Annotated in this window: 13 protein-coding genes; 8 read left to right on the top strand and 5 right to left on the bottom strand. The window is 45.8% G+C overall.

Features of this window, described 5'->3' with window-relative positions:
- Position 1: 1 nt before the first annotated feature.
- The 3 genes from CLV42_RS03515 to CLV42_RS03505 are packed head-to-tail and all read right to left on the bottom strand — an operon-like array spanning position 2 to position 1,943.
- The gene (locus tag CLV42_RS03515) at positions 2–640 is read right to left on the bottom strand and encodes a vWA domain-containing protein (RefSeq protein ID WP_106600493.1); all 639 of its coding nucleotides are present in this window, start codon (positions 638–640) and stop codon (positions 2–4) included.
- Between the two features lie 25 nt (positions 641–665).
- On the bottom strand, positions 666–1,334 hold the full coding sequence (locus tag CLV42_RS03510; RefSeq protein WP_106600492.1) for a TerD family protein: 669 nt from the start codon (positions 1,332–1,334) through the stop codon (positions 666–668).
- A 33-nt stretch (positions 1,335–1,367) separates the two neighbouring features.
- Complete coding sequence (locus CLV42_RS03505; protein WP_106600491.1) at positions 1,368–1,943, bottom strand: TerD family protein; 576 nt, start codon at positions 1,941–1,943, stop codon at positions 1,368–1,370.
- A gap of 321 nt (positions 1,944–2,264) precedes the next feature.
- Between CLV42_RS03505 and gldA the strand changes: the two genes are divergently transcribed.
- The 8 genes from gldA (at position 2,265) to CLV42_RS03465 (ending at position 9,537) form a co-directional block, all read left to right on the top strand.
- Positions 2,265–3,176, top strand: a complete 912-nt coding sequence (gene gldA, locus CLV42_RS03500; RefSeq protein WP_106600490.1) for a gliding motility-associated ABC transporter ATP-binding subunit GldA — start codon at positions 2,265–2,267, stop codon at positions 3,174–3,176.
- 74 nt (positions 3,177–3,250) lie between these two features.
- Entirely contained in the window at positions 3,251–4,543 is a 1,293-nt protein-coding gene (gene eno, locus CLV42_RS03495) for a phosphopyruvate hydratase (protein WP_106600489.1), read from the top strand.
- A gap of 151 nt (positions 4,544–4,694) precedes the next feature.
- Entirely contained in the window at positions 4,695–5,000 is a 306-nt protein-coding gene (locus CLV42_RS03490; protein WP_106600488.1) for an FtsB family cell division protein, read from the top strand.
- Positions 5,001–5,235: 235 nt separating this feature from the next.
- Positions 5,236–5,385 carry a hypothetical protein gene (locus CLV42_RS33805; protein ID WP_170117374.1) on the top strand — a complete coding sequence of 50 codons (150 nt, stop codon included), beginning with the start codon at positions 5,236–5,238 and terminating at the stop codon, positions 5,383–5,385.
- 120 nt (positions 5,386–5,505) lie between these two features.
- Complete coding sequence (gene nth / locus CLV42_RS03480) at positions 5,506–6,150, top strand: endonuclease III (RefSeq protein WP_106600486.1); 645 nt, start codon at positions 5,506–5,508, stop codon at positions 6,148–6,150.
- 38 nt (positions 6,151–6,188) lie between these two features.
- Complete coding sequence (locus CLV42_RS03475; protein ID WP_106600485.1) at positions 6,189–6,905, top strand: YqjF family protein; 717 nt, start codon at positions 6,189–6,191, stop codon at positions 6,903–6,905.
- 99 nt (positions 6,906–7,004) lie between these two features.
- Positions 7,005–8,234, top strand: coding sequence for a nucleoside permease (locus tag CLV42_RS03470; protein WP_106600484.1), 1,230 nt, complete (start codon positions 7,005–7,007; stop codon positions 8,232–8,234).
- Between the two features lie 112 nt (positions 8,235–8,346).
- On the top strand, positions 8,347–9,537 hold the full coding sequence (locus CLV42_RS03465; protein ID WP_106600483.1) for a Gfo/Idh/MocA family protein: 1,191 nt from the start codon (positions 8,347–8,349) through the stop codon (positions 9,535–9,537).
- Between the two features lie 47 nt (positions 9,538–9,584).
- Here the strand turns inward: CLV42_RS03465 and CLV42_RS03460 are convergent, their stop codons facing one another.
- Both CLV42_RS03460 and CLV42_RS03455 read right to left on the bottom strand, forming a co-directional pair.
- The gene (locus tag CLV42_RS03460; RefSeq protein ID WP_106600482.1) at positions 9,585–10,178 is read right to left on the bottom strand and encodes a DUF6134 family protein; all 594 of its coding nucleotides are present in this window, start codon (positions 10,176–10,178) and stop codon (positions 9,585–9,587) included.
- Between the two features lie 202 nt (positions 10,179–10,380).
- A complete protein-coding gene (locus CLV42_RS03455) occupies positions 10,381–12,228 on the bottom strand; it encodes a 2-oxoacid:acceptor oxidoreductase subunit alpha (protein ID WP_106600481.1) in 1,848 nt (615 codons plus the stop codon).
- Positions 12,229–12,632: the final 404 nt, after the last annotated feature.

Here is a 12,632-nt window from a genome sequence, read left to right as displayed (position 1 = left end):
GTTACACAACGATATTCACTTCCGGCGGAGGTGGCGGCAGTTCATTCAGGCCGGCTACTTCCTTATCGCCGCTCTCCACTTTCTGGCTGCCGGTGCTTACGGAAGCAGACACCCATTTGAAGAAGGCCTTGATTGTAGCGGCATCTGCCGTATCGAGTGATACCACGGTATTGGTGATCTGTTTCAGGAGGTTTACATCGGCGCCGTTACCTGCAGCACAGGCCACTGTAATACCTATCTTGCTATTTTTAAAAGCATTCAATCCACTCTGCCACTGATCAGTTGGAATACCATCCGTCATCAGGAACACCAGCGGTTTCCAGTCACCTTTCACATCGATGGTGGATTTTGCCACTTCCCTGTTGATGCTGTCTGCCACCGTCTGTAAAGCAGCGCCCAGTGAAGTACCTCCTGCTGCCTTCAGTTCCGGCATCTGGAAAGAAGACAGATCTGTCAGCGGTACCAGCTGGCGTGCATCACTATCAAAGGTGATGAGGCTGAGGAATGCTGTTTCCAGTGCATACGGGTCCTGCCTCAGCGTTGAGATCAGTACCTGTACACCATTCTTTACTGCTTCTATGGGCTCACCGCTCATAGAGCCTGAGGTATCCAACACTAAATAAACCGGTAATCTTCTCATGAATGACTCTAATAGAAAGGGTTAATTAATAAACATAGTTCCTGAGGATCTCAACAAAGCTGTCTGCCGGTTGAGGATCGCCCAGTGCTCTGAATTTCCAGGTACCGTCTTTACGGTATACTTCTGCAAATACCAGGGAGCACATATTGTTGTATGATGCGTCTCCGGAGAGATTAAATTTAACGATTTCTTTGCCTTTATTATCTACCGCGCGGATGAATGCGTTCTCAATACCACCGAAATGCTGATTACGCTGGCGACCCTGGTAGATGGATACTACGAACAGGATCTTATCATATTTCGCGTCCAGGCTATCCAGCTTCACGATGATCTGCTCATCATCACCATCACCGGCACCTGTGCGGTTATCACCTGTCAGCCAGATATTACCTGAAGGGTGACGCTGACTGTTGAAGAAGATCACATCTCCCTGATAGAGGCTCAGGTTACGACCGTCGTTGGTTTGTACGGTCTTACCCAGGTCAGCTACCTTACCATTTTTATCTAGCAGGAACGCAATTGCATCCAGGTCAAATTCCTCTTCTTTGCCACCCAGCAGCTTGCCAAAAAAGCCACCGCTTTTTTTACGGACATCCCAGCCCAGACCAATGGTTACTGTTGAAAGATCGTAGGTTTCTCCCTTGTCATTTTTACGGAGGTCAATGGTTTGTCCCTTAACTAAGTTAATTGCCATAATGTGTATTTCAATAGTGTGTGATAGAATAGACTATTTAATGATCTGTCCTTTGTAGTATTTGCCCAGGAAGTAAGCCAGGTCTTCTTTATAACCGATACCGGAAGCCTCGAAACGCCATTTGCTGTCTTTCAGGTACAGACGTCCGAACTCCACGCCGGTTTCTACAGAGAAGTCTTCCCCCAGTTCATATTTGGCTATTTCCTCTCCATTGGCATCGTTAACAATACGGATATATGAATTCCTTACCTGTCCGAAGTTCTGTTTACGTGCTATTGCATCGTGGATGGTCACAACAAACAGTATTTCCTTAATGTCCTGCTGCACTTTGGACAGATCTACCTTAATTGTTTCATCATCGCCATCAGCGCTGTTACCTCCGGTAGGGTCATCACCGGTATGATATAATGCACCATCAGGAGAGTTGGTATTGCCATAGAAAACAAAAAATCCTTCTGTTGGGATTAACCTATTGCCATCTATCATAAATGCCGATGCGTCCAGATCAAAATCATTTCCTGTCCCTTCATTTGGATTCCATCCCAGCCCTACGCTGATCTGAGAGAGTCCGATATCTATTTTTTGTCCCTTCTGTAAATTAATTGCCATGAAATGTTAAATGTTTGCAGGGTTTTAAAATGTATTGTAATTAATGATTAACAACTGTTGCGATCGAGCATTTTGACAATATGCAGGCTTTGTATTATAACCAGATTGTCGGAACCTACTGCCCCACATCAGGTTACAATTTGTGAATATATTTAAAATTAGATATTTCCAGCTAAAATCTACCATAAAAGTTTAGTTAAATAATGCGCGCTCCAAATCAGACTGCCATGGAACCCAGCTCTTTATCTTTATAGACGATTATAAGCGATTTTTATTCTAACCTGATTTTCATACTTTAGCCGCGCCAAAGTGGAAAACCTAATGTCAATCACAGTAACACAGCTAAGTAAGGTATACGGGGAACAAAGGGCGGTCAATGATATTTCCTTTTCGCTCAATAAAGGGGAAATAGTAGGCTTTCTTGGGCCAAACGGCGCAGGGAAAAGTACTACCATGAAGATGATCACCGGCTACCTGCCGCCCAGTGGCGGTACTGCCAGTGTGTGCGGATATGACGTTACCACCCAGCCCATGGAGGTAAGAAAACGTGTCGGTTACCTGCCGGAGGCCAATCCCCTGTATTTTGATATGTACATCCGTGAGTTTCTGGAATTTGTTGCACAGGTACATAAACTGGGCAGCAACACCGGCAAACGCATATCTGAGATTATAGCTATGACCGGTCTGCAACCGGAAAGCAAAAAGAAGATCGGCGCACTGTCCAAGGGGTACAAACAACGTGTAGGACTGGCGCAGGCATTGATCCATGACCCGGAAGTACTGATACTGGACGAGCCTACTTCAGGTCTGGATCCTAATCAGCTGGCCGATATCCGTCAGCTTATTGTGGAGCTGGGACGGAACAAGACCGTTGTGTTGAGCACCCACATCATGCAGGAAGTGGAAGCGATGTGCAGCAGGGTCATAATTATCAACAAAGGCAACATTATTGCAGACGATACCCTGCAACATCTGCAACAAGGAGGTACGGAAAATGGTTATATCCTCGTATCCTTTGGGGAGCCGGTACCATCAGAAACGGATTTGCAGCAAATAGCGGGCGTAGCAAGGATAAAGCAACAGGATGCCACTACCTGGCAATTGTTTGCCGGCAATTTAGAAGAAGTACGTAAAAACCTGCTACAATTTGCTTTGATAAATAACCGGAACATCCTTTCTTTGCAAAGCAATTCACAAAGCCTGGAATCTATCTTCAGGGAATTGACAAAGTAGGGGGTTCCCGGCAATTATAACCGGTCGGTAACTAATTAGCTTACACATTATTATATTAAAACAATTGAACAACAATGAGTACCATTTCATCAATCCATGCAAGGCAGATTCTTGACAGCCGCGGAAATCCTACTGTAGAGGTAGATGTAACCACAGAAGACGGTCACTTCGGCCGTGCAGCAGTTCCATCAGGTGCTTCTACCGGTAAGCATGAAGCAGTTGAGCTGCGTGATAACGACAAAGCCGTATACATGGGTAAAGGTGTTATCCAGGCAGTGAACAATGTGAACGATATTATCGCTGAAGAACTGATTGGCTGGGACGTGAAAGACCAGGCCGGTATCGATAAATTCCTGATAGAACTGGATGGTACTGAAAACAAAGGTAAGCTGGGTGCTAACGCTACCCTGGCGGTGAGCATGGCTGTTGCCAAAGCTGCTGCTGACGAAGCTAATCTGCCGCTGTACCGCTACCTGGGTGGCGTAAATGCTACTACCCTGCCTATTCCGCTGATGAACATCATCAACGGTGGTGTGCACGCTGATAACAAAATTGACTTCCAGGAATTTATGATCGTTCCTGTAGGCGCCACTTCCTTCTCCGAAGGTCTGCGCTGGGGGGTTGAGGTGTTCCATCACCTGAAATCCGTTCTGAAAAAGAAAGGTTACAGCACTAACGTAGGTGATGAAGGTGGTTTCGCTCCTGAAATCCAGAGCAACGAAGAAGCCATCGAAACTGTCATCGCAGCTATCGAAGCAGCAGGCTACAAACCAGGTGAGCAGATCGCAATCGCCCTGGATGCTGCCAGCAGCGAAATGTTCAACGATGCTGACAAAACTTACAAATTCTACAAAAGCTCCGGCAAAGTGATCAGCAGCGATGAAATGGTTGCTTTCTGGGCTGAGTGGTGCAAAAAATATCCTATCGTTTCTATCGAAGACGGTATGGCGGAAGACGACTGGGCTGGCTGGAAAAAACTGACCGAAGCTGTTGGTGCAAACGTACAGCTGGTAGGTGATGACCTGTTCGTTACCAACGTAAAACGTCTGAAAACCGGTATCGACCAGAATACAGCTAACAGCATCCTGATCAAGGTTAACCAGATCGGTACTGTTACTGAAACTATCGACGCGGTGAACATGGCACACAAAGCAGGTTATACCTCTATCATGAGCCACCGTTCCGGCGAAACTGAAGATACTACGATCGCTGACCTGGCAGTTGCACTGAACTGCGGCCAGATCAAGACCGGTTCTGCTTCCCGTACTGACCGTATGGCCAAATACAACCAGTTACTCCGTATCGAGGAAGAATTGGACAACGTGGCTTATTATCCGGGAAAATCCGTTAAATTTGGTAAGAAGTAAGTAACGCTCGATTGAATCTCGTACGTCGAATTTCGGGATCTGATCTTTGATGACGATAATTTAATTAGTGGTCCATCCATATTGCCGGGTTTTGAGTTACTTCAAAACCCGGCTTTTTAACAACCGTTTTGCGGTCATATACCAGTCACATATGCCAGGTTTAAAATCCATCAGAGTGCCAGCTTATATGCGAAACAAATATTTCGTATCTGCCGCCGCATTCCTGGTATGGCTGGCGTTTATTGACAGCAAAAATTTCATCTCACAGTACGAATTACAATCAGAGGTCAACAAACTGGAAGCACAGAAATCCTTCTTCCAGGATGAGATCAGTAAAACCAGGAAAGAACAACAGGAGCTGTTGTCCAGTCCGGAAAAGCTGGAAAAATTCGCCCGGGAAAAATACCTGATGAAAAAAGATGACGAGGACCTGTTCATAATCACAGAGAAAGAATAAACCGCGCTTTTTCGCCTCTCCACGTTAAGCATTCCCTTTCCTGGCTGGATTTCAGATAGACCGGCTATCTTTAGTTTCGAAATATTTCATTTACGGCCGACAATACATTTTGCACAATCTCCGTTATATAGTTAGGAACGAATCATTTGTATTAAAAAAATATTGCATGGGGAATTCTACACACTCTTTTTATGCCTTACATTCTGTAACTCGTAGCGCTAATAAACCTAAAAAGATGACAAACCAGGACCCGGAATTATCTCGTGAAGAAGAAATTTGTCTGAATCAAACAAGAAAAGCGCTGGATACTATCCGTTTTTCTCCAAGACCAGAAACTCTGCAGGCTATCGCTGATTATGCGAGGAAGGTAACACCTTCAAAATAGCATAAACGGCTCAAGGCTATAGCTGTCACGCCCGTAAGCATTTTATGGACGAAAAGAATAGCTATCGGTAGTACATCCGGCATATTTGCAGCATATTATCTTTGCCCTATCTTTACAGATATGACAAAGAAAGAACGCTTTGCCTTTGTTCTCAGCTATTTCGAAGAACATGCTCCCAATGCAGAGACTGAACTGATTTACGACAATCCTTATCAATTATTAGTAGCGGTCATCCTGTCTGCGCAATGCACAGACAAACGCGTTAACATGACCACGCCTGCTATCTTCGCAAAATACCCGGATGCGGAAGCACTGAGCCACGCCACATTCGACGAATTATTTCCGCTGATACGCAGCATCAGCTATCCGAACAATAAGACGAAACATCTCATTGGCATGGCGCAGATGCTGATGGAAGACTTCAACGGGGAGATTCCCTCCACCGTAGAGGAACTCGTCAAACTGCCCGGCGTAGGCCGTAAAACAGCCAATGTCATCACTTCTGTTGTCCACCAGCAACCCAACATGGCCGTGGATACTCACGTTTTCCGCGTTTCTGCCCGTATAGGGCTCACCACCAACGCCACCACTCCCCTTCAGACTGAAAAACAGTTATTGAAATATATTCCTACCGAAAAAGTACATATTGCCCATCACTGGCTAATATTACATGGCCGGTATATTTGTGTGGCCCGGACACCCAAATGCGAGCAATGCGGACTGAGGCCGGCATGCAAATATTATCAGAGCCTGATCCGGGGCTAATAACTATCAGTCATATATAAGTCTACTAACTGCATTTTATGGGAAAGCCTTTTCTGACCGCGGCCTGGCGCAACCTCCTCATGATCAACTTCGAGGCAGATCCGGCCGTATTACAACCGTTGGTACCTTACAATACAGAGCTGGATACCTGGCACAATACCCTCTATGCCAGCCTGGTGGGATTCATGTTTCAGAATACCCGTGTAAAAGGTATTTCCCTTCCTTTTCATCGCCACTTTGAAGAAGTGAACCTCCGTTTCTATGTGCGTTATAAAGACGCAGGTGTATGGAAAAGAGGCGTCGTATTCGTAAAAGAGATTGTCCCTAAAAGAATGATCACCTTTGTGGCCAATACTGTCTACAAAGAGAAATATGCCACCCATCCTATGCTGCATCAATGGCTGCATACGCCTGACAATATGCTGGAAGTCAGCTATGAATGGAAAGTTGACCAACACTGGAATTTTCTGAAAGCCACCGCAGAAAAAGAACCGCTTCCTATCATTGCCGGCAGCGAGGCCGAATTCATTACAGATCATTACTGGGGATATACGCAGATGGATGCTACACGCACCGGTGAATACCAGGTAGCCCATCCGCAATGGAGAACACACCGTATTGTCGAATATGCCTATCATTGCGATGCTGCCACACTTTATGGCCCTGCGTTTGTACCCATGCTACAGCAAGCGCCTGTCTCGGCCTTACTGGCAGAAGGTTCTGACATCAGCGTTATGCCCAAAAAATTACTGTAAATCATTCCCATCCGTACTACTAATTTGGAATTTCGGTTATATTTTACTTATCTTTTGCCGCTAAAGTTTTTTACAGAGCTATAAAGTCTAAAATTCGTTATGAAATCAGGTACTCGCTTACAGTTGTCCGTTATGATGTTCCTTGAGTTCTTTATATGGGGCTCATGGTTCGTTACGTTGGGAACGTTCCTTGCCAAAAACCTTCAGGCATCGGGTCTGGAGACTGCCAGTGTGTTTTCCACACAGTCATATGGCGCCATTATCGCTCCCTTTATCGTAGGGATGATCGCAGACAAATACTTCAATGCCGAAAAGATCCTGGGTATTCTGCACCTGCTTGGCGCGGCACTCATGTTTCAGATGTATCGTGCTGAAAGCGTGAGCGTTTTTTATCCTTATGTATTTGCCTACATGGTACTTTACATGCCAACCCTTGCCCTCGTGAATTCTGTATCCTTCCGCCAGATGAACAATCCTGAAAAGGAGTTCTCCACCATTCGTGTATGGGGCACTATTGGCTGGATCATAGCCGGTCTCACTATCAGCTATGTCTTCCATTGGGATTCTACCGCCGGTACCGAGGCTGGTGCTTTAAAAAATACTTTTGCCATGGGCGCTGTGGCCTCCCTGTTACTGGGTCTGTTCAGCTTCACACTTCCTAAAACGCCGCCTGTAAAAGACAAGACTCAGAAAGACAGCATAGCGGAAATATTAGGACTGGACGCCATTAAACTGCTTAGCAACAGAAACTTCCTTGTATTCTTTATATCATCTATCCTGATCTGTATACCACTGGCATTCTACTATCAGAATGCACACCACTTCCTGGAACAGACAGGCCTGGAAAACCCTACCGGTAAAATGGCCATTGGCCAGGTATCTGAAGCACTGTTCATCTTGCTGATCCCAGTGTTCTTCAGCCGGTTTGGATTCAAAAAGACTATCATGATCGGTATGATCGCCTGGGCGGTTCGTTACCTGCTCTTTGCTTACGGTAATGCGGGTCCACTGGCATTCATGCTTATCACCGGTATAGCGCTGCATGGTATCTGTTATGACTTCTTCTTTGTATCCGGACAGATATATACTGATCAACAGGCAGGAGAAAAATATAAGAGCGCCGCTCAGGGCCTTGTAACACTGGCTACCTATGGTGTTGGAATGCTGATAGGTTTCTGGGTTGCAGGTATCATCTCTGACTATTATACCACACATGCTACCGATAACTTCTGGCAGAAAGTATGGATGATTCCTTCCGTAATTGCTGCTGTAGTTTGGTTGTTGTTCATGGCAACATTCCGTGACAGCAAAAGAGAAGTAGTAGCGTAATCTTCTTTGTATCACATAAACACTCCGCAGTGAACTACCTATATCAACCTGGTGTTTTACTGCGGAGTTTTCATTTAGCCAGGATATCATCACTTAATTCAATCAGATATTTATGCAACGTATTTCCATGTTAGGCTCTGGCTTTATCGGCCGTTTCTATGCCGACTCACTGCAGGGGCAGAGAAGCCGGGATAAGATTGTCAGCATTTATTCCCGCAGGGAAGAAAGCGCAAAGAAATTTGCAGAAGACTACAATGTAGACCACTGGACTACCGATATGGAAGCGTCCATTGCACATCCGGATGTGAATGTGGTTTGTATTTCCCTGCCCAACAACCTGCACGAAGCTGCTGTAGCGCTTTGCTGCAAACACAAAAAAGGTGTGATCTGCACCAAACCCCTTGGCCGTAATGCTGAAGAAGCCAAACGGATGCTGGAAATGGTGGAGGCAGCCGGTATCTTCAATGGTTACCTGGAAGACCTGGTATACACGCCCAAATTCCTAAAAGCGCTGGATAGCGTAAAGAATGGTGCACTGGGCCGCATACTCTGGGCCAAATCAAGGGAAACACATCCTGGACCCCATAGCGAATGGTTCTGGGATAAAGAGCAGGCAGGTGGTGGTTGTATCCTGGACCTGGGTTGCCATTGTGTAGAGATCGCACGCAGCTTCATCGGTAAGGACATTAAACCGGTAGAAGTAATGTGCTGGGCAGATACACAGGTAAAACCTATTGATGCAGAAGACCATGCTATTGGCCTCGTAAAATATGAAAATGGCGCTATTGGTCAGTTTGAAGTAAGCTGGACTTTCCGCGGCGGGCTTGACCTGAGAGATGAAGTAATGGGTACCGAAGGTACCATCTGGCTGAACAGCTTCCTGCGTACAGGTTTTGATATGTTCACCACCGGCAAGGGTGCTGACTACGTAGCAGAAAAAGCGGAAAGCAACAGCGGATGGCTGTTCCCTGTAGGTGATGAGCTGAATGAATTGGGCTACAACCACATGTTCGCTGATATGTTCAATGCCATTGAAAATAACAAACCTGCAAGAGAGACCTTCTACGATGGTTATGTGGTAAATGCTGTACTGGATGCCGCTTATCGCAGCGCTGCCAGCAAACAGTGGGAACCTGTGAAACTGGATATCTGGCGTGGACAGACAGGCTTGAGCAAACCTCAGACCCTGGTAGATTACGACGCAGATCATTATCTCGTGAAAGAAGAAATGACCCACTTCGGTGCCAGAAAACTGATCCTGAAAGAAAAAAAGAGTGGTCAGATCGTCGAACGTGTGATATAAACTTTCTCCGGCACGCCGGTCATCCGGCCGGTGTGCCCGGATTATATTTATACCCTGATGATATAAGCCTTCCCCAATGTCTGGGATATCTCTACCTGTACCAGTGTTCCTTTTTCATACTTATAAACGTTTCTTTTCCCCTCGGGCAGCAAAAGCTCATAAAGCCCATTCCCCAGTGAATTAAGCGTCAGGAAAATGCCCAATGTTTCAGAAAAGATCTTTGTGACCTGCCGGGGTTCCATAAAATACATCTCCCCTACGGAATGCACAATCTCGGTAGTATTCAGTACTGACTTTTTACCATTCTGTACTATAGAATAATTCTTCGCTTCCCGCTGTGTGATAATAGTCTTGTTATCGCCAGCGTCTTTACCCGAGCTTTTTATCACCTTTGACCTGACGAGGATGTCATTGTCAAAATCGCAGGAGATGTCAAGGTTGAATTTCGCCAGCAGTTTCATGTCCACATTACTTTGGATAGAGATATTGCGGGAAGCCCCATTCACTTTGCAATGGGCAGTGACGTTGCCAATAACGTGGTTACTGAAACGTATTTCGTAATTATGCGTTTGGGCGTATAACAATGCACTGTTCAAAGTAAACAGGCAAATAAACAGTGTAGACCAGATGGCGCCTTTCATGATAAAGCTTTTGGCTATGTTGTAGTAATCCGTTCGTATATAGCAAACGTGCCGTGGCCTGTTTTGTTATATAGTATTAAATATAATAAAAATCCTGCCCCGAAAGGCAGGATCCTATATAAAATAATCATGAATCGTTTAGGTAAATCACTGCATCCGCCTGATCCTGCTATAATTAGCTGGTCATAACGTCTTGCAGTTATTACAGCATTTCTTTGATCTTCGTTACCAGTTCTCCCTTAGTGATAGGCACACCCATAATCTTGTTATAACCTACTGCATCGATCAGGAAATGTTCACGGATGATCTTAATGAGCTGACCGTTGTTAATCTCAGGGATCAATACTTTGTCATAACTGTGCAGGATCTCTGCCAGGTTCTTAGGGAATGGACGTAGGTACCTGATGTGTGCATGCGCTACTGCATGCCCTTCAGCCAGCAGTTCCAGTACGGCGCTCTTGATAGCGCCATAGGTAGAACCCCAACCGAGTACCAGTACTTTACCTTTTTCAGGGCCCAGTTCTATCTCCTGAGGCGGAATATGATCGGCGATCTTATCTACCTTTTCCTGGCGGATACGCACCATTAACTGGTGGTTCTCCGGGTCATAGCTCACGTTACCGGTGATGTTCTGTTTTTCCAGACCACCAATACGGTGTTCCAGTCCTGGTGTGCCAGGCACTGCCCATGGACGTACCAGGTTCTCATCGCGGTGATAAGGCAGGAACTGCTCCTCTCCTTCTTCCAGTCCTTTCTTGAACTTCACAGGAATGGCTGGCAGATCTTTGCTCTGTGGGAAACGCCATGGTTCTGCACCATTTGCAATGTAACCATCGCTCAGGAAGATCACCGGCGTCATGTGTGCTACAGAAATACGGAAAGCTTCAAATACAGCATTGAAACAATCTGACGGCGTTGATGCAGATACGATCGGCATCGGACATTCCCCGTTACGGCCATAATAAGCCTGCAGGAGGTCAGACTGCTCCGTTTTGGTAGGCAGACCAGTGGATGGTCCTCCACGCTGAATATTGATGATCAGTAGGGGAATTTCAAGCATTACAGCCAGACCCATTGCCTCTCCTTTTAGTGCCATACCAGGACCAGAGGTAGTAGTGATCCCCATATGTCCACCGTAGGACGCACCGATAGCGGAAGTAATACCAGCTATCTCGTCTTCCGCCTGGAAGGTACGGATGCCAAAATTCTTATAGCGGCTCAGTTCGTGCAGGATATCAGAAGCAGGTGTGATAGGATAAGTACCCAGGAAAATAGGCAGATTCGCCTTCTGGCTGGCTGCTATCAGGCCATAAGACAGGGCAGTATTACCGGTAATACTACGGTAGGTACCAGGTTCCATACGGGCCTTTTCTACATGGAAACGGGTGCTGAAAGCCTCTACTGTGTCGGCGAAGTTGTACCCCGCATGTAATGCCTTCAGGTTGCTGTCCAGGATCTCCTGTTTCTTACCGAATTTCTCGTTCAGGAAGTTCTCTGTGCTTTCCAGGTTACGGTCATATAACCAGTACAGGAAGCCCAGTACGAACATATTCTTTGCACGGTCTTTCTCTTTCATACCCAGGTTCACATCCTTCAGTGCTTCACGTGTCATTTTAGTCACGTCCATGGTATGCAGCTGATAAGGTTGCAGCGAACCGTCTTCCAGTGGATTTACTCCATCAGGGTAATTGGCCAGACGCAGGTTCTTAGCATCGAAACCATCGGTATTGGCAATGATGATACCGCCTTTCTTCAGGCTTTTCAGGTTGGCCTTCAGCGCTGCAGCGTTCATCGCTACCAGCACGTCACAGGCATCCCCCGGAGTGAATATGCGGTTAGAGGAAAAGTGCAGCTGGAAGCCGCTCACGCCTGGCAGGGTTCCCTGCGGAGCGCGTATTTCTGCCGGGAAGTCCGGGAATGTGCTCAAGTCATTGCCAACCAACGCAGTGTTATTGGAGAACTGGGTACCGGTAAGCTGCATCCCGTCTCCACTGTCGCCGGCAAATTTTATCACTACATCTTCTATCTGTTGAACCGAAATATTTGACATTGAATATCTTATTTAACTGTCCTTTGTTTTCAGGCCGTAAATTTAATAATTCATCAGGTAGTAACCGCTGATATATTACAGGTATTATACTAAGGCCAGTAATAACAAAAGTACACAAACCTGATAGACTTTTAAGGCCCGGCAGGTATAGCTATATGTTATGCTTCATAACTTTAAGTAATTGCCCCGCTCCCCGTTCTGTCCAACTATCCCTTACCACCTGCCGATATGACAAAGCTATTTCAACTTTACCATCATTTGTTTATGTAATCGGGAATTTGATTGACAGTGCTGTATGCCACCTGATTTTCAGCCATTTTGCTTCTTACATTATGACTAGCACTAATAAATAGTGATTAATTATGATTGAAATTGTAATTTAGTGTTACTAAATTTTTTTATAC

Source organism: Chitinophaga ginsengisoli (assembly GCF_003014595.1).
Taxonomy (GTDB): domain Bacteria; phylum Bacteroidota; class Bacteroidia; order Chitinophagales; family Chitinophagaceae; genus Chitinophaga; species Chitinophaga ginsengisoli.
This window is presented reverse-complemented; position numbering and strand designations above follow the sequence as displayed.